Raw genomic sequence first — 21,180 nt, forward strand, 5'->3', positions numbered from 1 at the left:
CCCCAAAAAAAACACCGGAGACACCGCATGACCCGTTCCCTGCCCAACCGCCGAGAAGCCCTGATCACGCTGGGCGCCGCGGCCGGCGCCTTCGCGCTGCCCGCTGCCGCCCAGAGCTACCCCGACCGCCCGCTGCGCGTGGTGGTGCCCTTCGGCCCCGGCACCACCACCGACATCATTGCGCGCATCGTGGGCGAAGGCCTGGGCCGCGAGCTCGGGCAATCGATCGTGGTGGACAACCGCGCGGGCGCGGGCGGCACCGTGGGCTCGGCCCAGGTGGCGCGCGGCGCGGCCGACGGCTACCAGCTCGTGATGGGCACGGTGGGCACGCACGCCATCAACGCCACGCTGTTCAAGAACCTCAGCTACGACCCGCTCAAGGACTTCGCGCCCGTGGCGCTGGTGGGCTACACGCCCACCTTCCTCGTGGTGGCCGGCGACGGGCCGCTCAAGACCCTGGCCGACCTGAAGGCCAAGGCCGCGCAGGGGCAGGGCGCCACCTTCGCCTCGGCCGGCAACGGCACCTCGGGCCACCTCGCGGGCGAACTGCTCAAGAACCGCCTGGGCGGGCAGATGCTGCACGTGCCCTACAAGGAAGGCGGCATGGCCATGAACGACGTGATGACCGGCCGCGCCGACTTCATGTTCTACCACCCGGCCGCCGTGCTGCCCCACATGCAGGCCGGCAAGCTGCGCGCGCTCGGCGTGTCCAGCGCGCAGCGCAGCGCCGCCGCGCGCGACGTGCCCACGATTGCCGAGCAGACCGGCAGCGACTTCGACCTGGTCGCCTGGTTCATGCTGTACGCGCCCGCGGCCACGCACGCGCCGGTGCTGGCGCGGCTGCGCCAGGCCACGGCCGCCGCGCTCACCAAGGGCGACACCGCGGGCAAGCTGGCCGCGCAGGGCGTGGAACAGCGCCCGCTCGGCCCCGAGGCCATGGACGCCTTCGGCCGCAGCGAAGTGGCCAAGTGGGCCGCGCTGGTGCGGCAGTCGGGCGCCCAGGTGGACTGAGCGCGGCGCCAGCGCGATTTGACAGAGCGATTTGACAGAGCGATCGATCCCCAACCACAAACGGAGACAAGCATGCAACGTTCGACTTTCGTCCGCCTCACGGCCATTGCGCTGGCGGCCGCGGCCCTGTCCGGGGCCGCCACGGCCCAGCAGGTGATCAACCTCACCGTGGCGTCCAGCCACCCCACCACCATCCCGTGGGTCGGCTTCATCAAGGACGTGTTCATGCCCGAGGTGGACAAGCGCCTGGCCGCGGGCGGCAAGTACAAGATCCAGTGGAAAGAGGCCTTCGGCGGCCAGCTCTACAAGGCCAACGCCACGCTCACCAGCGTGGAGCAGGGCATCACCGACATCGGCTGGGTGTTCAGCTACCTCGAGCCCGCCAAGATGCCGCTGTCGCAGCTGAGCGCGCACACGCCGTTCACCACCAGCGACCCGCGCATCGTGCTCGGCGCCATGACCGAGATGATCGAGAAGAACCCGGCCTTCAAGGCCGAGTGGGACAAGTACAACATCGTCTTCCTCGGCGCCACCGGCTCCGACACCTACGACATCTGGACCAAGAACCCGGTGAAGTCGGTGGACGACCTCAAGGGCCGCAAGCTGTCGGCGCCGGGCATCCTGGGCGTGTGGCTGCGCGGCGTGGGCGCCACGCCGGTCGACGGCGCGCTCACCACCTACTACACGGACATCCAGACCGGCGTGAGCGAGGGCGTGGTCTCGTTGGCCACCGGCATCCTGCCGGCCAAGGTTTACGAGGTCGCGCCCTACATCACCAAGGTGAACATGGGCGTGGTGTTCTCGGGCGGTGTGGCCATCAACAAGGACAGTTGGGCCAAGCTGCCGCCCGAGGTGCAGCAGGCCATGCGCGAGGCCGGCGCCGAGTACACCCGCCGCCACGGCGAAGACCTGCTGCAGCGCCACCAGACCGCCATGAACCGCATGGTCGAACTCGGCAAGACGCAGAACCCGCCCGTGACCGTGACGCCCATGTCCGAGGCCGACCGCCGCAAGTGGATCGACAACATGCCCAACCTCGCGGGCGAGTGGGTGAAGAACAACGAGGCGCGCGGCGTGCAGGCCCGCGCGCTGCTCACCCAGTACATGGCCGCGGTGAAGGCGCGTGGCGCCAAGCCCGAGCGCGACTGGGAGAAGTGAGGCCCGCGCGGGCGCAGCGATCACCAATCGAACACCTCTGGCACAGGGGTGGGGAGATACCGGAACCGGGTATGCACCCGGATCACTCAAGGGCGGGCCTCTCAAGGCCCGCCTTTTTTCCCCATACCGATTCAGAGGAGCGAACGATGAACGCCTTACCCGACATGGCGCGGCTGTGCCGCGAGGCCAGCCAGGCCCTGGGCCTGGACGATGTGAACGCGCTGGCGCAGGGCCACACCGTCGAGATCGACGGTGTGCTGGTGGCGCTGCACCACGGCGAGGGCCTGAGCTGGCCGGTGGTGGTGGCCGAGATCGGTGCGGCCGCGCCCGACCAGGCGCTCGACGTGTACCGCCGCCTGCTGCAGGTGCAGCTCATGAGCGCCGACCAGACCGACCTGCGCTTCGGCCTCAACCCGTTCCGCGACACGGTGGTGCTGTCGCAAACGGTGCGCTTCGGGCCCGGCGCGGCGCAGGCGGCGGCGCTCGCGGCCATCGTGAAGGCCACGGCGGCGCAGGCCGGCGAGTGGCGCGACAGCCTGCTCGTGGGCGACGCGCACGAGGCGTTCGACGACGCACCCGACGCCGCCCACGGCCCCGATCCGCTGTGCCACGCCCTGCGCGCCTGAGGATGCCTCCATGTATCGCACCGGCATCCAGCGCAGCACCACGCTGCCCACACGCCATCGCGAGTCCGTGGCCTCCTGCACGCGCAGCCCGTCGCAGCCCGGCCGCGCCAGTGTGCTGGCGCAGGAGGAACCCGTGGCCACCGAGCGGTCGGTCACGGGCGATCGCCCGGCCAGCGCACACGACTCGCTGCCCATCGCGCTGCCCATCGCGTTGCCCATCGCCCTGACCATCACGCCCCCCGAGACACCGCCCCGGACACCACCCGGCTCACCCCGCCCCCCACGGCGCCAGCGCGCCGGCCCGCCGCCGCCGGGCTATGTGCCGCGTTCGCCGCGCCAGCCCATGCTGCGCGAACTGGGCCGCCAGATCGAGCCCGTGTACGGGCACTCGGCCCTCGTGCTGCACACCACGCGCGCCCATGCGACGGCCCCGCCCGACATCGAAGCCGCCCCGCGCCTGTGGCAGCTGACCTACAACTACTGCACCGGCGCGGGCGTGTACGCGAGCTCGTTCGCGATCGGCTCGCTGGCATCGGCCGCGGTGAGCCCGCTGAACCCGCTGGCGGCGGGCGTGCTGTTCGACCTCGTCGCCCCCTTGCTGCACGGCTCCATGGGCGAAGCCGTGGGCATGATGATCCGCAAGAACCGCGGCGCGGCCTACAGCTCGCCCGACACCGACGCCTGGCGCGCCTGCAGCGACGCGCTGGCCGACTGGCTGCAGGCGCGCTGCGCGGGCGATCGCGCGGGTCTGGAAGACGCCTGCGAACGCTTCAACACCGAGGTGATCCAGCTCTGGCGGCGCTGGGGCCGGCCCGCGCACACCGACGCGCTGGGCGACGCGCACACGATCGACCTGCGCGCACAGCTGATCGACCTGCGCACGCCGCTCAAGGCCATGGGCATGGGCTTCCTGGTCGACGAGGTGGCCTTCGCCTGGTTCGCCATTGCCTACGCGGGCGCGGGCCGGGTCGCGGTGGAATTGCTGCGGCAGGTGGCGCAGGGCGCGCGCGAGTGGGGCCTGCGCGAGGCCTACCGCTTTTCCTTCTACAACTTCCTCAACCACCTCGCCTGGGGCGCGGGCATGGGCGGCTCGTTCACCACGGTTCAGCAGAACGCCATGCGCAGCCTCGTCTACCCCGACGCGGTGCAGCCCGATGGCGGCGTGCACAGCACGCAAGCCCGCGAGCGCAAGATCGCGGCGCTGCGCGATCGCATCCAGGTGCTGCGCGACCACCACACCGGGCTCAACCAGGCGGCGACGCGGCGCGCCAACGAACTGGCGCCGCTCTCGCCCGTTCACGACGAAGAACACACGGCCCTGTGCGAGGCCATGAAGCTGATCGAGGCCGCGGTGGCGCGGCGCGAGGCGGAGATCACGCACCTGCAGCGGCAGGGCGAGCTCAGCCGCCTGGAGCGCGACGACCAGACCTTTCGCGCCAACATGCGCACCCTGTTCTCGCCGCCGCTGCGGCGCAACCAGATCGCGCGCCTGGCGGGCAACGTCGCCTGCCTGATGCCTTATGTCGCGAGCATGACGGGCCTGGCGGCCACCAATGCGGCCCATGCACGCCAGTTGGTGGCCGCGCAGCACGGGGGCCCGGCGGTGACGGCCGAACAGGCGCAGCAGGTCGCGCTGGCCAACACCTTCATGGGCTCGCGGCTGATCGGCTTCTGGTACGGCCGCACGTTTCTGCAGGCCGGCTTCAAGTTCGGCTATGGCATCGGTGCGGGCCTGTACCAGCGCTGGCGCGGCACGCCGGCCGACGAGGTGATGCGCATGCCCCCGGTGGCCGATCCGCCGCCCCAAGCCCACGCCGAGGCCGACACCGACGCCGACACCGGGGCCGACACCGGGGCCCATCGCTCCGCGCAGGCGGTGCAGAGTTCCGTGGTCGAGACCGAGGTGGGGCCGTTCTTCATGCCCGACAGCGAAGGCGACGGGGGCGAAGCCAGCGGTGCGCCGGTGCGCATCAGGACCACGCTCGAGGAGGGGCAGGAAGAACTCGAGCGCAACCTCGCGGACCTGCACCGGCGCCACGGCCCTCAGCGCACGATCGAACTGCTCACCGCACTGAACGCGGTGATCAAGGCCGAGATCGAGGACTCGCGCCGCGGTCGCGACAGCGAGGACAGCGAAAGCGGCGGCGGCGAGGCGCCCGCTTGAGTCAGCGCGCCGCGGCCTCGGCCCCGATCAGGGCGGCGCCGGGCGGCGCGTGGGCCGCATCGCGCACCAGGCACAGCAGGCGCACGGGCTGCGGGTAGGCCGCACTGCGCGCCTGCAGCAGGGCCGCGGTCTCGCGCAGGCGATCGGGGGCCAGGCCCACGGCCAGCAGCAGCGTGGGCCGGCGCGGCACGAAGCGGCGCAGGGCTTCGGGCGCGTCCCGCAGTTCGCCGCAGTCCCAGGGCTGGCGCGGGTGGCGCGCGCGCCACCACCACAGCTCGTGCCACTTCACCGCGAGCTTCAGGCGCAGCCCGGCCCAGCGCGAGCGCGCGGCGAGGGCGGCGAGCTCGTCATTGCGGTCGAGGTCGCGCGCGAAGCGCTGGCAGGCGTGCAGCGCGGGCCCTGGCCCGGGCGCCACCAGCGCCGCGCAGCTGAAGCGCTGCGCCACCTCGGGCAGGGCATGGGGCCGCCACCAGGGCGCGCGCCCGCTGCCCAGGCCCGCGTGGCTCCAGCGCTGCAAGGCCTCGCTCAGGCCGGCGGGCTCGCCGCCGCTCGCCGCGGGCGCGGCCGCGATGTCGCGCAGGGCCTGCGCGTCGAAGCGCGCGAGCAGCCGTCCGCGCCAGGGCAGGGTGGGGGTGTTCATCGGCGCGATGGTAAGGGTGGTCAGGGCGGGCCTTGATGCCGAAGTGAGGGAACCGCGGCCTCGCATCGCCGCACTCAGGCGGTCTTGCCCCCCGACCGAGGAAACGCGCCTTGATTCCCAAATCCCCCCGCAGCGCACCCGCCTCCTTCCAGGGGTCTCCCACCAAGCCACGCCCGCAGCCGGTGAGCAAAACCGACCCGCAGGTGAAGCCGCTTTCGCCCGGGCGGCAAAGCCACAGCCACAGCCGCAGCCACAGCGACAGCGGCCCCACCGGTGCGGGCGAGCCGCCCGGCGAGCAGGCCAGCCTGCTCGGGCCCGAGGCGTCCGACAGCGAGGTGCCCGTCCCCCCTTACCGCCCGGTTCCGTACCGGCCCGGGCTCTCGAAGCTGCTGGTGCTCTCGCGCCTCGGCCAGGACGAGGACCTGCCCGAAGACGTCCTTCACACGGCGCGGCAGCGCGTGCCGCTGTCCGTGCGCGAGGCGGTCGCGCAGCCGGCCGAGGTCGAGGTGCCCTCGTGGGCGTCGCAGTTCGGCTTCAACTACCTCGCGGGCGCGGGCGTGTTCTCGGCCTCTTTCGCCATCGGCTCGCTGCTGTCGGCGCTGATCGCCCCGCACAGCGTGGCCGCGGCCTCGGCGGTGTACGGCCTGGTGGCGCCCACGCTGCACGGCACGCTCGGCGAGGCGGTGGGCGGCATGGTGCGCGCCAACTGGGGCGCGGCCTACGGTTCACCCGACAGCGCGGCCTGGCAGACCTACACCGACGCCTTGTCCGACTGGATCGCCGCCAGCATCGGCGGCACCCCCGCCGAGCGCGAAGACGCCTGCGAGCGCATGAACGCCGTGGTGCTGGCCACCTGGGAGCGCCTGGGCCGGCCCGCGCGCATGGACCACCTCGCGGGCGCGGTGCCGGGCGAGCTGCGCGATCGCCCCATCGACGCGCTGACCGTGGCCGGCATCGCGGGCCGCAGCTTTCTCGTCGACGACGCGGCCTTTCTCTGGTTCGCCATTGCCTACATGGGCGCGGGCCGCGTGGCGATCGAGATCCTCGACGCCGTGGCCGCGGGCAGCACGGCCTGGGGCATGCAGCAGGCCTACACGTTTTCGATGGCCAACTTCGTGAACCACCTGTGCTTCGGCGTGGCCGTGGGGGGCTCGCTCACGGCGGTGCAGCAGAACGTCTCGCGCACCCTGTTGCCGGGCGCCACGCGGCCCGACGGCGGCGTGCAGACCCGCCGCGCGCGCGAGGCCAAGATCGCGGCCCGCCAGGCCCGCATCGACGCGCTCGACGACTTCCGGGCCGAGCACCTGCGCCGCCACATCCAGATCCTGGACGCGCTGCCCGAGCTCAGCGAGGCGCAGCACACCTTGCTGCTGGCCTTGCAGGAAGGCGACGCCACGATCACGGCCGCGATCGCCGCGCACCGCAAGGCCATCGCCCAGCTCGAACGCCTGGGCGAAAGCGGCTGGCTCGCGCGCGACCGCAAGACCGTGCGCGACAACCTCGTGGCCATGGCCTCGCCCGGGCGGCGCCTGCACCAGGGCACGCGCGTGGCGGCCAACGTGCTGAGCCTGCTGCCCTACGTCACGCAGATGAAGACGCTGGCCGCGACCAACCTCGCCTATGCGATGGGTGTGCTGTCGCAGGCGCAGGGCGGGCCCGGGGTGTCCGACACCCTCGCGCGGCAGGCGCTGTACGGCAACCTCTTCGCGGGCAGCTGGCTCATCGGCAGCTGGTCTCTGCGCATGCCGCTGCAGTTCGGCCTCAAGCTCGCGGCCGGCGCCACCACGGGCGTGGCGCGGTGGGCGCAGGGGCGCGGCGCGCCGGCCGCGGGTGGTGCGGCCGAAGCCGACGCAGCGGCCGGGCACCCGGACAGGCCGCCGGCCGACATCGGGCTGCCGCCGCTGCCCGAGATCGGCTCGGCGGTCGAGTTCGACGCCGAGGCCGAGCGCAGCACCGCCACCCGGCTCGAGTCCGGCTCGGACAGCCGCTCCGCGGAGGACGCCGCCGTCGAGCGCTCGGAGCGCGCGGTGCGCGGCGCGCTCCAGCACCTGGACGAGGCCGTGCGCGGCCTGGGCCCGCGGGCGGCCGAAGACGCCGGCTACGGGGACATGCAGCGTTCGCTGCTGCGCATCAACGATCCCCTGCCGCCGCTGTCGGAAACCGAGTGAGCGCGGCGCTCAGGGCGGCAGCTGCGCGAAGTAGTGCGCCATGGCCTGGAGGTCGGCGTCGCTCAGGCCGCGCAGCGACGCGGCCATGATGGTGTCGCGCCCCGTGGCCTGGCCGCTCAGGAACTGCCGCATCGAGTGCAGCAGGTAGTCCTCGCGCTGGCCGGCCAGGCGCGGCATCTGCTCACGGCCCGCGTAGTTGGGCAGGTGGCAGCTGGCGCAGCGGTTGCCGTTGGCGACCTGCTCGCCGCGCGCGAACCGCGCGGCATCGCGCGGGCCCGGCTGCGGCTTGAGCGGCTGGCCCGCGAAGTGTTTCGCCATCGCGGCCAGGTCGGCGTCGCTCACGCCGTCGAGCAGGCCTTTCATGGCGGGCACGTCGCGCAGGCCCTCGCGGATCATCACGAGCTGGTTCTCGATGAACAGCGCGGGCTGGCCCGCGAGCGTGGGCGAGTTGGGCAGCGGCGCGGGCGCGCCGCCGGCGCCGTGGCAGGCCGCGCACGCGGCCAGGCGCTCGCCGAGCGCCTGGGCCGATGCGGGGGCCGACCACGCCGCCAGCAGCGCTGCGCACAGCAGCAGCGCGCGGCGCATCAGCGGGCGTAGCTCACGCGGTAGATCGCGCCGAGCTGTTCGTCCGAGACCAGCAGCGAGCCGTCCTTCATCTGCAGCAGGTAGGCCGGGCGGCCCCAGAAGCTCTGGTCGGCCTCGTTCATGAAGCCGGTCATGAAGGGCACGACCTGGGCGTTCTTGCCGTCGGCCGTGGCCTTCACCATCACCACGTCATAGCCGATCTTCTTCGTGCGGTTCCACGAGCCCTTGCGCGCGTTGAACAGCACGTTGCGGTACTCGGGCGGGAACATGGTGCCGGTGTAGAAGGTCACGCCCATGCTGGCGGCGTGCGGGCCCATGAGCGCCACGGGCGGCTCCACGCCCGCGCAGGCGTTGGCTTTCTTCACGTCGGGGTCGGCCAGCTTGCCTTCGTGGCAGTAGGGGAAGCCGTGGTTGAGGCCGGTGGCGCGCATGCGGTGCAGGGTGTCGTTGGGCGTGTCGTCGCCCAGCCAGTCGCGGCCGTGGTTGCTGAACCAGAGCTCCTTGGTCTGCGGGTGCCAGTCGAAGCCCACGCTGTTGCGCACGCCCGTGGCCACCACCTCCATGCCCGAGCCGTCGGGGTTGTAGCGGCGGATCTGCGCGTACTCGTTGCTCGGCAGCTCGCAGATGTTGCAGGGGGCGCCGAAGGGCACGTAGAGCTTGCCGTCGGGGCCGAAGGCGATGTACTTCCAGTTGTGGTGCTGTTCCTTGGGCAGCTTGAAGGCGGCCGTCATGTCCACCGGCTGGGCGTTGGGGTTGGTGGCGATGCCGTCGAAGCGCAGCACCTTGTCGATCGCCATCACGTAGAGCGAGCCGTTGCGGTAGGCCACGCCCGCGGGCTGGTTGAGCTTGTCGACCACGGTGCGCACGCTGCGCGCGCTGCCGTTGTCGCTGACCTCGTAGACGCGGCCGATGCCGCGCGTGCCCACGTAGTACTTGCCGTTGTCGCCGGCCGCGATGGCGCGCCCGCCGGGCAGGCCGGTGGCCCAGATCTCCACCTTGAAGCCCGGCGGCAGCTTGATCCGGTCGATCGGGATCTGCTCGGCCGGGGTCACGGTCATCTTGCCGGCCAGCGGCGCGAGGTTGGAGTTGGCCATGCTCGCGGGCATGCCTTGCTGCCAGGCCGGTGCGGCAGCGGCGGGGGTCGCGGGGGCGGCTGGGGCCGCGGCGGTGGGGGCCTTCTGCTGGGCGCAGCCCACGAGCGCGAGCGCCACGGCGGCGGCCAGCACGCCCGGGCGGGCGAGGGTCTTGATCATGCGGAGTCTCCTGAAGATTCGAGTTGTTCGCAGGCAGGCCGATGGTTGGCATGCCTACAAAATGCTGGCGACAATCGGGGCCACACGCATCGCGGCAAACCCTCACCGGACCCGGGTATTCGCCTATCGCCGCGATAGCCAAGGACACCGCCCCATGGACTTCCACACCTGGCTCATCTACCTCGTCGCCGCGCTCGGCCTGTCGCTGTCGCCGGGCCCCAACGGCCTGCTCGCGCTCACGCACGGCGCGCTGCACGGTCAGCGGCTCACGCGCTTCACCATCGCGGGCGGGGCGCTGGGCTTCGTGGTGCTGATCGCGCTGTCCATGTTCGGCATCGGCGCGCTGCTGCAGGCCTCGCTGGGCTGGCTGGCGGTGCTCAAGTGGGTGGGCGGCGCCTACCTCGTGTGGCTGGGCATCCAGGTGTGGCGCTCGCCGCCGCTGGGCGACACGCTCGCGGCCTCGGCGGGCGGGCCGGTGCGCGCCGGCGTGCTGTTTCGCCAGGGCTTTCTGTCGGCCGTGACCAACCCCAAGGGCATCCTGTTCTTCGCGGCCTTCCTGCCGCAGTTCATCGACCCCGCGCGCGCCCTGTGGCCGCAGTTCGTGGTGATGGCCGGCACCTTCGCGCTGGTCGAGGTGGCCACCGAATGCTTCATCGCAGGCGCGGCCCACCGCATCCGCCCCTGGCTGCAGCGCGTGGGCAAGACCTTCAACCGCGCCTGCGGCGGCGTGTTCATGGCCATCGGCCTCGCGCTGCCGCTGCGCGGCTGACGCCGCCTCAGCCGACCAGCCCCAACCGCTCGGCGATCCACCAGCTGCCCACCAGGGCGATGCCGATCGAGCCGCCCACCACCACGCCGCGCTGGTAGAAGCGGGTGTGGCGCAGCGCCCAGGCGATCGGGAAGAACACCGCCACGATCGCGAGCTGGCCCAGCTCCACGCCGAGGTTGAAGCCGCCCAGGGCGACCGCGAGCTGGGTGGCCGGCAGTTCGAGGTCGAGCAGCACGTTGGCGAAGCCGAAGCCGTGGATCAGGCCGAACACGAAGGCCAGGCGCCAGCGCTTGAGCGAGAAGCCGCCCAGCAGGTTGTTGAGCGCGGCCAGCACCACCGAGGCAGCGATCACGGTTTCGATCAGCACCGCGGGCAGCGACACCACCCCGAAGATCGCCAGGCCCAGCGTGATCGAGTGCGCCACGGTGAACGAGGTGACCACCGCGAGCACGTCGAACAGGGCCGGGCGCAGCGCGGGCTGGGGCAGCCAGTCGACCGCGCGCGAGGCGGCCGTGCGCCGCTGCGCCGTGAGCGGCGCGAGCACCAGCAGGCTGAGCAGGAACAGGATGTGGTCGAAGCCGATCCAGATGTGCCACACGCCCTCCACCACGTAGTGGCCGAAGACCTGCAGCGCGGTCTTGGGCTGCTCGGGCAGCAGCACGGTCTGCGGCCGGTCCGGCGCGAGCACGGCACTGCCCTCGGCGCCCGGCACCTCGACCTTGACCAGCGCGCGGTGCAGCGCGTCGCGCTCGAACAGCAGGCTGTAGGTGAGCGAGAGCCCGGTGGGTCGCGGCGTGGCGCAGGCCACGGTCCATTCGGCGCTCAGGTAGTGGCCATCGCTGCGCTCGCTGGCGAGCAGGTCGATGGGCTGCAGCTCGCAGGCCCGGTCGCCGGCCTGCAGCGCCAGGCCGCTGCGCAGCCAGGCCAGCAGTTCGGCCGAGCGGGGCGACACCTCGGCCCAGCGCACCTGGCCGTCGCGGTCGGTGTCCAGGTCGAGTGCGAGGTCGGCGTCGCGCAGGTGGACGTCGGCGCGCAGCACCAGCGCGTCGCCGCGCGGCTGCAGGCTCAGGTAGGCGTTGCTGCTGCTGTGGGCGTGGGCCGCCGGCAGGGGCAGCAGGCAGGCCAGCGCGGTGGTGGCGGCCGCGAGGGTGCGGGTGATCAAGGGGCGAAGCAGGCCCATGGGTCGGTTCTCCACGAAGGGGCTCAGCGGCCCAGGCGCTGGCGCAGCCGTTGCGCGAGCGGGTTCAGGGCGGGGTCGGTGTAACCGGTGGCGGCCAGCCAGTCGAGCACGGGCGCGGCGCGCTGCGGCTGGTTCAGCGCCAGCGCGGCCTCGGCCAGCAGCACCGCGTCGGCGGGCTCCTGCTGCTCGGCCCAGTTGCGCGCGGCCAGGTCCAGGCCGCGCGCCACGTCGCGGCCGGTGCGGATCCAGTACTGCATCTGCGGCCGCTCGATCAAGGCCTCGCCGCGCGCGTCCTGCGCCTGAAGGCGCTGCAGGGCCTGCTCGTCGAGGCGCTCGGCGCGCGGGTCCTTGAGCGCACGGGCCGCGAGCACGGCCTGCACCAGCAGTGCGTCGCTGGGCGCGGGCTCGAACAGGCTCAGGCGCAGCGCGTCGGCGTGGCGGCCCTGCTGGTTGAGCAGGTCGGCCAGCGCGCTGCGCACCAGGTGGGCGCGCGGGCGCGCCTGCAGGTGGGCCTGCCACACGGCGATGGCGGCCTCGGGCCGGCCCGCCACGCGCAGCGCCTCGCCCTGGTGGTAGCGCAGCCAGTCCTGCGCCTGCGGGCCCTGGTAGTCGGGCAGGGCCACCAGGCGCTCGAACACCGGCAGGGCCAGGGCCGCGCGGCCCGTGCGCACGCGCAGGATGGCGTCGCAGGCCGCGCCTTCGTCGGGGCCCACGCGCTGCGCGATGGCGGCGCAGTCGGCGCGCGCGGCCTCGAGCTGGGTGGTGAGCAGCAGCAGCGAGAAACGCCACGAGCGGTACTCGGCGCGCGCCGGGTCTTGCGCGATGGCGGTGTTCAGGTCGGCGATGCCGCCCTTGAAATCGTGGAAGCCCTGGCGCACCAGGGCGCGCATGAAGGCCATGGGGGCGTCGGGCGCGGGCGCGGTCCACCAGGGTTCGAGCGCGGTGCGCGCCGCGCCGTACCAGCGCAGGTCGCCTTCGGCCAGGCCGAGCACGAAGGCCTCGCGCGCATAGGCCAGCGCGGCGGCCTCGTTGCGCGGGTCGCGCCGCCAGGCGGCCGCGGTCTCGCGCAGCGCCTGCGCCCCGCCGCCGGCCTGGGCCGAGCGCGGCAGCACCACGGTGTCGGGCGCGGGCTGTACCCGGGGCTGGGCCAGGGCGGCGGTGCCCACGAGCAACAGGGCGAATAAGCCCACTGCGGGTTTTCCCTTGAATCCATCACCGTGTTTTGTGCGTTTCATGTGTTGCGTTCCGTCGCTATCCATACTGCCCAACAGTACGCGACGATTCGCCTCGCGGATGCAGTTCCCTGCACCGCGTGCCATCAACGTCATCAAACCCTTGGGTGCAACCATGCAAAAACTGTTCGCTGCCATCGTCTCCGCCGTGATGCTCCTGTCCGCTCCCGCCTTCGCCGCCAGCCACGCCGGCGGCAAGATGGACGACAAGGTCGACTGCACGAAGAAGGAAAACGCCGACAAGGAAGCCTGCAAGAAGAAGTAAGCCGGGGCTTTGCCCTGCACGCCTCGGGCCTTTGGCGCCCGGGGCCCCTTGGGGAGCTGCAATTGCGGGCACCATCGCGGCCATGAGCCGCCATGCGAACGCTTCTTGCAGCGCCCCCGCCACCTCCTCCCCACCCCCCCCAGCCACCCCCTCTCGCCGGGCGCGACGCCGCCTGCTGTGGGCGTTCGCGCTGCTCGCGCTGGGCCTCGGCTGGTACTTCAAGCTGCCTGCGCTGGCCTATTACGCGGCGCGCACCCACCTGGCGAGCGCCGACTGGGAAGGGCGCTCGGTGGGCCTGTCGTCGTACCGCGTGGCGATCGAAGGCCTGCCCGTCGACGGGCTCACGCGCAACACCTCGGGCCTCACGTTCAACGCCGACACCGGCACCCTGTTCACCGTGATCAACCGGCCGCCGCAGGTGGCCGAGCTGTCCACCGATGGCCGGCTGCTGCGGCTGATCCCGCTCGAGGGCGTGAACGACCCCGAGGGCATCACGCACGTGCAGGGCGACACCTACGTGATCTCGGACGAAGACAGCCACAGCCTCACCTGGGTGCGGCTCGAGCCCGGCGCGCAGCGCCTGTCGCTCGCGGGCCAGCCCCGCCTGCAGCTCGGCATCGACGTGGTGCGCAATGCGAGCTTCGAGGGCGTGTCGTGGGACTCGGCCAATGGCCGCCTGTTCGTGGTGAAGGAAAAGCTGCCGTTGCGCGTGCTCGTGATGACCGGCCTGCAGCCGGCCATCGGCGGCTCGGGCTTCGATGTCGGCATCTCCGAGTGGAAGTCGTCCTCGGCGGCCACGCTGTTCATGAGCGACCTGTCCTCGCTCACCTTCCACGAGCCCACGGGCCACCTGCTGCTGCTCAGCGACGAGTCGGCCATGGTGGTGGAGTACGCGCCCGATGGCACACCCGTGAGCCTGCTGCCGCTGTGGCGCGGCATGAACGGCCTGCAGCGCAAGGTGCCGCAGCCCGAAGGGCTGGCGGTGGGCAACGACGGCGCGGTCTATGTGCTGTCGGAGCCCAACCTGTTCTACCGTTTCGAGCCGCCGCGCGCGCCGGCCTGGGCCTTGCGCTGAAGGGCACTCGCGTCAGCGCGGCCCGCGCCCACCCTCGATCTGCCCGCGCAGCCGCTCTTCCTGCTCGCGCAGTTCGGGCGTGAGAGCCTCGCCGAAGTCCTCGGCCTCGTACACGCGGCGGATCTCGAGCACCGACTGCGCGCCCCGCGTGGGCTTGGGGCAGCGCCGCGCCCAGGCCACGGCCTCGTCGAGCGAGGCGCATTCCCAGAGCCAGAAGCCGGCGATGAGCTCCTTGCTCTCGGTGAACGGGCCGTCGACCACGCGCGTGCCGCGGCCGTCGAACACCACGCGCGCGCCGCGCGCACTCGGGTGCAGGCCTTCGCCCGCGCGCATCACGCCGGCCTTCACCAGTTCTTCGTTGAACGCGCCCATCGCGGCGAACTCGGCTTCGGTGGGCATTTCGCCCGCTTCGGTGCCGGCGTCGGCGTGCACCATGACCATGAACTTCATGCGTTTCTCCTGAAGGTGGCGGCCAGCCATTCTGGCGCCTTCAGGGGGTACGACGTTCGAGCGGGGCCGGATCAGACAAGGGCCTCTTCCGCGACGAAGCGCGCGCGCTCGCCGGGCGTCAGGCGCGCGAGCGCTTTCTCTCGGAGCACCGCGGGCAGCAGGGCCAGCACGGCGTCTGCGTGTGCGGGCTTGCCCTGGGGCACCAGCGAGGCCAGGTGCTGCAGCAGCCGCACCGCCGCGTCTTCCACGCCCAAGGCCTGTTCGTCCGTCAGGAACACGTGCTTGGAGGCGAGCTCCATGCTGAACGTGACCAGTTTCTTGTGGTGCATGGCCATCCGATCGCTTCTGGGCAGGCGGTCTTCACCGTCGCTGCCCACCACCATGTGGCTCAGGTGCAGCAGGAGCTGGGTGTCCGACGCGGTCCACATCGTGTCGTCGCGCAGCAGGTGATCGATCAGGGGCGTGATGGTTCGCTGCGCACCCTCGTGGGCGTTCAGGAAGTCGATCGCGCGTTGCAGGTGCGCCAGCAAGGGAGCGAGTTCGGGGTGCTTTTGCGTGAGGTACTGGAGTTCGGCCAGGTTGAGCAGGCTGTTCTTGTCGTTGTAACTGGCCGTGGCCAGCACGCAGGCTTCGACGAGCATGCGCGCGCGATCGCGGGGCGGCATCGCGCCAGCGCAGCGTTCCTGAATGCCCTCGAGCACATCGAACACGCCGGGCGTGTCGAGCAGGCGTCGCCAGGCCACCGTCCAGGTCACCAGGGGCAACTGGGCGGCATCCAGCAGGGCATGGGGCGATGTGCCGAACTGCACCATGGTCTCGTGGGTGAGCAGCACACCCAGCACCTGTCGGGCGTCGTTGGTGTCAATGCTGTCGAACAGGCGCATGGTCAGCACCTCGGCGCACCATTGCCGGGTGCGCGCATCCTGCGGTTCTTTGTCGGGGGACGAGGGGCGCGCGAGCAGGTTGTTGAAGATGCCCGACAGGCGCGTCATCGCGTCAACGTTGCGGGCGTTGAAAGGCCGGGGGAGCACCATCGGCAGGCGCTCTGCGTCGCGCAGCCAGAGCAGGGTTTCATGGAGTGCTTCGGGGGCCTTGCCCATCAACGCGGTTTCGTCGTCGCGGCGAGCGGTGGCCAGGGCATGGGCCAGGTCAAGGTTCAGGACGAAGCGGGATTGGGGTCGCATGGGGTGAAAAGCCCGGAGGGCGCAATGGAAAGAGCGGCTGTGTCGGCCCGACAAACACCGCGGTTCCTGGCCGGTTTCAGTCTTCACAGCTTTTTCATGGCGCTGGCCCCGCGCCGCGCGGCCGGGTCAGACGCCGGCGTCGCACGGGTCATACGGCAAGAAGCGCTTGCGCTCGCACTCGCTCAGGCGCGCCAGCGCCGCCTGGCGCAGCGCGTGCGGCAGCAGCCCCACCACCAGTGGCGCCTCTGCGGGCTGGCCATCGGGCACCAGCGAGGCCAGGTGCCGCAGCAGCGCCACCGCGGCGGTTTGCACGCGCGCGGCCTGGTCGGTGCGCAGCTGCAGGCCCTGGTCCGCGAAGCCCAGTGCGAAGCCGTGGAGCGATTGAAAGTGCATCGCCAGGCCGTCCTCGCCCCCGAGCGTGGCGCAGTCGGCCGGTACCAGGGGCGTGGTCAGGTGCGCCAGGTGCAGCAGCAGCAGGGTGTCGGCCGCGGTCCACAGCCGCTCTTCGTGCAGCAGGTGGTCGAGCAGCGCGTCCACCTGCGTGCCGGCATCGCTTTCGCTCTGCAGAAAAGCCACGGCCGCCTGGGTGTGGCGCAGCAACGGCCGCAGCGCGGGCTGGCGCTCGGCATCGTCGGCGAGCCGTGCCAGGGTAACGCGCTGGCGCTCATGCAGGTGCAGCGTGCAGACCAGCACAGCTTCTTCGGACAGCATGTGCGCGCGCTCGGCGCAGGGCAGCGAGGCCGCATGGGTCTGCGCCTGCAGCAGCACGTCGTACAGCGGCGAACTGCCCAGCAGACGGCGCCAGGCGATGGTCCAGGCGCAGAGGGCCAGCGCAGGGATGTCGGCGAGCGTGGGGCGCTCGGGCTCGGGGTGCGCCAGTGCCTTGTGGTTCAGCAGATCGTGCAGCACGCGCTTGGCCTGCCGCGGGGCCATGCTCTCGAACAGGCGCATGCACAGCGCCAGCGTGCGCAGCCGCCGCGTGTGGTCGTTCCCCAAGGGCGGCTCGCTGGCCGCCTCGCGGCCCAGCAGCGCCACGAAGCGGCGCGCCAGCGCCTCCAGCACCGGCGCCCCGGCCCGCAAGGGCAGGCGCTGCGAGTCGAAAGACCAGCGCAGCGCCTCGAGGTAGGGCGCAGCGGCCCGTTGGCCGCGCTTGTCGACCAGGGCGATGGGCAGGTACCCGTCGCGCGCCATGGCCTGGAGCTGCTTTTCCTTGTGGGGCGCCAGCACCTCGCTCAAGGGGTACTGGCTGGCGGCCGCCACGTCGGCCAGGTTGTTCTGCCAGATGTATCGGAGGCTGGGGGCTCGCATGGCGCTGCAGGGTAGACGTAAGGGGTAGGGGGTATCGTTGCCGAGGGCCGTGGGTAGGGCCGGCGGCCGCGCCGGTTCCCGCGCCACGCCCGTCTTCATGCCTTGTTCATCGGGAAAGCCCCGCTGCCGCGCCCCTTGAACGCTCACTTACGATGCCCTCATGAACATCTACGACCAGCACCTGGACCCCACCCCGGCCAACCACGTGGCCCTGTCGCCCGTGAGCTTCGTGGAGCGCACCGCCGAGGTCTTCGGCGACATGCCCGCCACCGTGCACGGCGCACGCCGCTATACCTGGGCGCAGGTGCGCGAGCGCTCGGCGCGGCTGGCCGCGGCGCTGCGCGCGCTCGGCATCGGCCACGGCGACACGGTGAGCACCCTGCTGCCGAACACGCCCGAAATGGTCGAGGCCCATTACGCCGTTCCCGCGCTGGGCGCGGTCATCAACACGCTCAACACCCGGCTCGACGCGCCGCTGCTGGCCTGGCAGATGAACCACTGCGAGGCCAAGGTGCTGATCGCCGACCGCGAGTTCGCGCCGGTGGTGGCCAAGGCGCTGGCGGCCCTGGGCCGCGACATCGTGGTGATCGACGTGTGCGACAGCGAATACACCGGCCCCGGCGAGCGCCTGGGCGCGCACGAGTACGAGGCCCTGCTGGCCGCGCACGAACCGCTGCCGCGCCTGGACGGCCCCGCCAACGAGTGGGACGCGATCGCCGTGAGCTACACCAGCGGCACCACGGGCGACCCCAAGGGCGTGGTCACCCACCACCGCGGCGCCTACCTGAACGCGGTGAGCAACGTGGTCACCTGGACCATGCCGCAGTTTCCGCGCTACCTCTGGACGCTGCCCATGTTCCATTGCAACGGCTGGTGCTTTCCGTGGACGGTGGCGCTGCAGGCCGGCGTGCACGTGTGCCTGCGCCGCGTGGAGCCGCAGGCCATCCTCGCGGCCATGCGCGATCACGGCGTGAACCACTACTGCGCCGCGCCCATCGTGCACAACGGCATCATCTCGGCGGTGGCCGAGAACCCGGCGCTCAAGGACGGCATCGGCGCGGTGCGCGGCATGGTGGCCGGTGCGGCGCCGCCCGCGGCCATGATCGAAGGCATGGCGCGCATGGGCTTTCAGATCACCCACGTGTACGGCCTCACCGAGGTCTACGGCCCCGCGTCGGTGGCGGTGGCGCGGCCGAGCTGGGCCGAGGCCGAGCTGGGCGAGCAGGTGCGCCTGAACGGCCGCCAGGGCGTGCGCTATCCGCTGCAAGAGGGCATGACCGTGATGGACCCCGAGACCATGACCGAGGTGCCCGCCGACGGCCAGACCATGGGCGAGATCATGTTCCGCGGCAATATCGTGATGAAGGGCTACCTCAAGAACCCGGCGTCCACCGCCAAGGCCTTCGAGGGCGGCTGGTTCCACACCGGCGACCTGGCCGTGCTCGAACCCGACCGCTACGTGAAGATCAAGGACCGCAGCAAGGACATCATCATCAGCGGCGGCGAGAACATCAGCTCCATCGAGGTGGAAGACGCGCTTTACCGCCACCCCGCGGTGCTGGCCTGCGCCGTGGTGGCGCGGCCCGACCCGAAGTGGGGCGAGAGCCCGCTGGCCTATGTGGAGCTGCGCCCTGGCGCGCAGACCACCGAGGCCGAGCTCATTGCCCATTGCCGCACGCTGCTGGCCGGCTACAAGGTGCCCAAGGCCGTGCGCTTCGAGCCCATTCCCAAGACAAGCACCGGCAAGATCCAGAAGTTCGAGCTGCGCGAACGCGCCAAGAGCTCGAGCGCCATCGAATGACGCCACCCGAGGCCCCCGCCATGAACGATCGACTCGACCCCGCGCTCGCGCAGGATCCGAATGCCCCCGTGCGCTACGAGCGCGACGCGCGCGGCGTGGTCACCCTCACGCTCAACCGCCCGCAGGCCTTCAACGCACTGAGCGAAGCCATGCTGGCCGCGCTGCAGGCCGCGGTGGAGCGTGTGGCCGCCGACGAAGGCGCGCGCGTGGTGGTGCTGGCCGCCGAAGGCAAGGCCTTCTGCGCCGGCCACGACCTCAAGGAAATGCGCGCCGAGCCCTCGCTCGACTACTACAACCGCCTGTTCGCGCAGTGCGGCCGCTTCATGATGGCGCTGCAGGCCCTGCCCGTGCCCGTGATCGCGCAGGTGCAGGGCATTGCCACCGCCGCGGGCTGCCAGCTCGTGGCCATGTGCGACCTGGCCGTGAGCGCGCGCGACGCGAAGTTTGCGGTGAGCGGCGTGAACCTGGGCCTGTTCTGCAGCACGCCCAGCGTGGCGCTGAGCCGCAACCTGGGCCGCAAGGCCGCCTTCGAGATGCTGGTGACGGGCGCCTTCATCAGCGCCGACGAGGCCAAGGCCCAGGGCCTGGTGAACCGCGTGGTGGACGCGGCCGACGTGCCCGCCGAGGTGGCGAAGCTGGTCGACAGCATCGTGGCCAAGCCGCGCGTGGCGATTGCCGCGGGCAAGGGGCTGTTCTACCGCCAGCTCGAAGTGGGCATGGCCGCGGCCTACGAAGACGCCGCGCGCACCATGGCCTGCAACATGATGGACCCGAGCGCGCTCGAAGGCGTGCAGGCCTTCATCGACAAACGCCAACCCAACTGGTGAGCCGCGCATGAAAGCCGCCTTCTACGAAAGCGTGGGCCCGGCCCGCGAGGTGCTGCGCGTGGCCGAACTGCCCATGCCCGAACCCGCCGCGGGCGAGGTGCGGGTGCGCGTGCTGTGGTCGGGCGTGAACCCGTCCGACGTGAAAAGCCGCGCCGGCCTGCGCAGCAAGACCCTGCCGTTCCCGCGCATCGTGCCGCACAGCGACGGCAGCGGCGTGATCGACGCGGTGGGCGAGGGCGTGAGCCGCACGCGCCTGGGCGAGCGCGTGTGGCTGTGGAACGCCGCCTGGGGCCGCGCGCACGGCACCGCCTGCGAATGGCTGTGCCTGCCCGAGGCCCAGGCCGTGCGCCTGCCCGAGGGCGTGAGCGGCGAGGCCGGCGCCTGCCTGGGCATTCCCGCGCTCACCGCGCTGCACGCCGTGCTCATGGACGGCGGCGTGGCCGGCAAGACCGTGCTCGTGACCGGCGGCGCGGGCGCGGTGGGCCACTACGCGGTGCAGATGGCGAGCCAGCTCGGCGCGGCCCGCGTGATCACCACCGTGAGCAGCGACACCAAAGCCCGCGTGGCGCGCGAGGCCGGCGCCGACGACGTGGTGAACTACAAGACCGAAGCCCTGGTGCAGCGCGTGGCCGAGCTCACGCAAGGGCAGGGCGTGGACCGCATCATCGAGCTCGACATGGCCGCCAACGCCGCGGCCAACCTGGAGATGCTCAAGCCCAACGCCGAGTGCGTGGTGTACGGCAGCGGCGCCTCGCCCATGGCCTTGCCCTTCTACCCGCTGATCGTGAAGAACCTGCAGCTCAAGTTCTTCATGGTCTACCACCTCACCGCGGCCGACCGCGCCCGCGCCACCGCCACGCTCACGCGCCTGCTCGAACGCGGCGCGTTGCAGCACCTGATCGACCAGCGCCTGCCCCTGGACCAGATTGCCGCCGCGCACGAGCGCGTGGAAAGCGGCCAGGCCCTGGGCAACGTGGTGCTACAGGTGGGCCCGGCCAGCTGAACCCGCACCCGACATGCAAGACGACATCCCCACCCTGCGGCGCGTGCTCAAGGACTGCCGCACCATCGCCGTGGTCGGCCTCTCGGCCGAGTGGCACCGGCCCAGCTACTTCGCGGCCAAGTACATGCAAGAACACGGCTACCGCATCGTGCCGGTGAACCCCAGGTACCCCGAGATCCTGGGCGAAACCAGCTACGCCCGGCTCGAAGACATTCCCTTCCCCGTGGACATGGTCGACGTGTTCCGCAAGGAGGCCGACATTCCCCCCATCGCGCAGAGCGCCGTGGCCATTGGCGCCAAATGCCTGTGGCAGCAACTGGGCCTGCGCAGCGCAGAGGCCGACCGCATCGCCACCGCCGCCGGGCTCGACAGTGTGTGGGACCGCTGCGTGAAGATCGAACACGCGCGCCTGTTCGGCGGCCTGCATTGGGCGGGCGTGAACACCAAGGTCATCTCGGCCAAGCGGCCTCAATAAGCCCTG

The 21,180-nt window shown here is 71.7% G+C and carries 20 protein-coding genes; 12 read left to right on the plus strand and 8 right to left on the minus strand.

Annotated features, from left to right (window positions below; translation table 11 throughout):
• The first annotated feature begins 27 nt into the window (after window positions 1-27).
• The 4 genes from G9Q37_RS04955 (at window position 28) to G9Q37_RS04970 (ending at window position 4,959) form a co-directional block, all read left to right on the plus strand.
• Window positions 28-1,011, plus strand: a complete 984-nt coding sequence (locus G9Q37_RS04955) for a tripartite tricarboxylate transporter substrate binding protein (RefSeq protein ID WP_166225405.1) — start codon at window positions 28-30, stop codon at window positions 1,009-1,011.
• Window positions 1,012-1,083: 72 nt separating this feature from the next.
• Window positions 1,084-2,169: a C4-dicarboxylate TRAP transporter substrate-binding protein gene (locus G9Q37_RS04960; protein WP_166225406.1), complete on the plus strand. Its 1,086-nt coding sequence runs from the start codon at window positions 1,084-1,086 to the stop codon at window positions 2,167-2,169.
• A 146-nt stretch (window positions 2,170-2,315) separates the two neighbouring features.
• Entirely contained in the window at window positions 2,316-2,795 is a 480-nt protein-coding gene (locus tag G9Q37_RS04965) for a type III secretion system chaperone family protein (protein WP_166225408.1), read from the plus strand.
• A 10-nt stretch (window positions 2,796-2,805) separates the two neighbouring features.
• Window positions 2,806-4,959 (plus strand): hypothetical protein, encoded by a 2,154-nt coding sequence (locus G9Q37_RS04970; protein WP_166225410.1) that lies wholly within the window; start codon window positions 2,806-2,808, stop codon window positions 4,957-4,959.
• 1 nt (window position 4,960) lies between these two features.
• Here G9Q37_RS04970 and G9Q37_RS04975 read toward each other — a convergent pair whose 3' ends face one another.
• Window positions 4,961-5,599, minus strand: a complete 639-nt coding sequence (locus G9Q37_RS04975; protein ID WP_166225412.1) for a hypothetical protein — start codon at window positions 5,597-5,599, stop codon at window positions 4,961-4,963.
• Window positions 5,600-5,781: 182 nt separating this feature from the next.
• Between G9Q37_RS04975 and G9Q37_RS04980 the strand changes: the two genes are divergently transcribed.
• Window positions 5,782-7,767 (plus strand): hypothetical protein, encoded by a 1,986-nt coding sequence (locus tag G9Q37_RS04980; RefSeq protein ID WP_166225414.1) that lies wholly within the window; start codon window positions 5,782-5,784, stop codon window positions 7,765-7,767.
• A 9-nt stretch (window positions 7,768-7,776) separates the two neighbouring features.
• Here the strand turns inward: G9Q37_RS04980 and G9Q37_RS04985 are convergent, their stop codons facing one another.
• Window positions 7,777-8,352: a c-type cytochrome gene (locus G9Q37_RS04985; RefSeq protein WP_166225416.1), complete on the minus strand. Its 576-nt coding sequence runs from the start codon at window positions 8,350-8,352 to the stop codon at window positions 7,777-7,779.
• Window positions 8,352-9,605, minus strand: coding sequence for a PQQ-dependent sugar dehydrogenase (locus tag G9Q37_RS04990; protein WP_205710723.1), 1,254 nt, complete (start codon window positions 9,603-9,605; stop codon window positions 8,352-8,354). Before G9Q37_RS04990 ends, G9Q37_RS04985 begins: the two co-directional genes overlap by 1 nt.
• A 154-nt stretch (window positions 9,606-9,759) precedes the next feature.
• On the opposite strand from G9Q37_RS04990, the gene G9Q37_RS04995 reads away from it, so the two are divergent.
• Window positions 9,760-10,374 (plus strand): LysE family translocator, encoded by a 615-nt coding sequence (locus G9Q37_RS04995; RefSeq protein ID WP_166225418.1) that lies wholly within the window; start codon window positions 9,760-9,762, stop codon window positions 10,372-10,374.
• A 7-nt stretch (window positions 10,375-10,381) separates the two neighbouring features.
• Here G9Q37_RS04995 and G9Q37_RS05000 read toward each other — a convergent pair whose 3' ends face one another.
• Together G9Q37_RS05000 and G9Q37_RS05005 are read right to left on the minus strand one after the other, a co-directional pair.
• Window positions 10,382-11,536 carry a HupE/UreJ family protein gene (locus G9Q37_RS05000; RefSeq protein WP_240936521.1) on the minus strand — a complete coding sequence of 385 codons (1,155 nt, stop codon included), beginning with the start codon at window positions 11,534-11,536 and terminating at the stop codon, window positions 10,382-10,384.
• A 41-nt stretch (window positions 11,537-11,577) separates the two neighbouring features.
• A complete protein-coding gene (locus G9Q37_RS05005) occupies window positions 11,578-12,744 on the minus strand; it encodes a tetratricopeptide repeat protein (protein ID WP_166225423.1) in 1,167 nt (388 codons plus the stop codon).
• 157 nt (window positions 12,745-12,901) lie between these two features.
• On the opposite strand from G9Q37_RS05005, the gene G9Q37_RS05010 reads away from it, so the two are divergent.
• A complete protein-coding gene (locus G9Q37_RS05010; protein WP_166225426.1) occupies window positions 12,902-13,051 on the plus strand; it encodes a hypothetical protein in 150 nt (49 codons plus the stop codon).
• A gap of 82 nt (window positions 13,052-13,133) precedes the next feature.
• The gene (locus G9Q37_RS05015; protein ID WP_166225429.1) at window positions 13,134-14,126 is read left to right on the plus strand and encodes an SdiA-regulated domain-containing protein; all 993 of its coding nucleotides are present in this window, start codon (window positions 13,134-13,136) and stop codon (window positions 14,124-14,126) included.
• Window positions 14,127-14,138: 12 nt separating this feature from the next.
• Here G9Q37_RS05015 and G9Q37_RS05020 read toward each other — a convergent pair whose 3' ends face one another.
• From G9Q37_RS05020 to G9Q37_RS05030, 3 genes are all read right to left on the minus strand, one after another.
• On the minus strand, window positions 14,139-14,576 hold the full coding sequence (locus G9Q37_RS05020) for a YciI family protein (RefSeq protein WP_166225432.1): 438 nt from the start codon (window positions 14,574-14,576) through the stop codon (window positions 14,139-14,141).
• 71 nt (window positions 14,577-14,647) lie between these two features.
• Window positions 14,648-15,760, minus strand: a complete 1,113-nt coding sequence (locus tag G9Q37_RS05025; protein WP_166225435.1) for a hypothetical protein — start codon at window positions 15,758-15,760, stop codon at window positions 14,648-14,650.
• A gap of 126 nt (window positions 15,761-15,886) precedes the next feature.
• Complete coding sequence (locus G9Q37_RS05030; RefSeq protein ID WP_166225438.1) at window positions 15,887-17,068, minus strand: hypothetical protein; 1,182 nt, start codon at window positions 17,066-17,068, stop codon at window positions 15,887-15,889.
• A 160-nt stretch (window positions 17,069-17,228) separates the two neighbouring features.
• Between G9Q37_RS05030 and G9Q37_RS05035 the strand changes: the two genes are divergently transcribed.
• The 4 genes from G9Q37_RS05035 to G9Q37_RS05050 are packed head-to-tail and all read left to right on the plus strand — an operon-like array spanning window position 17,229 to window position 21,174.
• Window positions 17,229-18,869: an acyl-CoA synthetase gene (locus tag G9Q37_RS05035; RefSeq protein ID WP_166225441.1), complete on the plus strand. Its 1,641-nt coding sequence runs from the start codon at window positions 17,229-17,231 to the stop codon at window positions 18,867-18,869.
• Window positions 18,870-18,889: 20 nt separating this feature from the next.
• Entirely contained in the window at window positions 18,890-19,696 is an 807-nt protein-coding gene (locus G9Q37_RS05040; RefSeq protein WP_166225444.1) for an enoyl-CoA hydratase, read from the plus strand.
• A 7-nt stretch (window positions 19,697-19,703) separates the two neighbouring features.
• Entirely contained in the window at window positions 19,704-20,699 is a 996-nt protein-coding gene (locus G9Q37_RS05045) for an NADPH:quinone reductase (RefSeq protein WP_166225447.1), read from the plus strand.
• 13 nt (window positions 20,700-20,712) lie between these two features.
• Window positions 20,713-21,174 carry a CoA-binding protein gene (locus G9Q37_RS05050; protein ID WP_166225449.1) on the plus strand — a complete coding sequence of 154 codons (462 nt, stop codon included), beginning with the start codon at window positions 20,713-20,715 and terminating at the stop codon, window positions 21,172-21,174.
• Window positions 21,175-21,180 lie beyond the last annotated feature (6 nt).

Source organism: Hydrogenophaga crocea, from assembly GCF_011388215.1.
Lineage (GTDB): Bacteria > Pseudomonadota > Gammaproteobacteria > Burkholderiales > Burkholderiaceae_C > Hydrogenophaga > Hydrogenophaga crocea.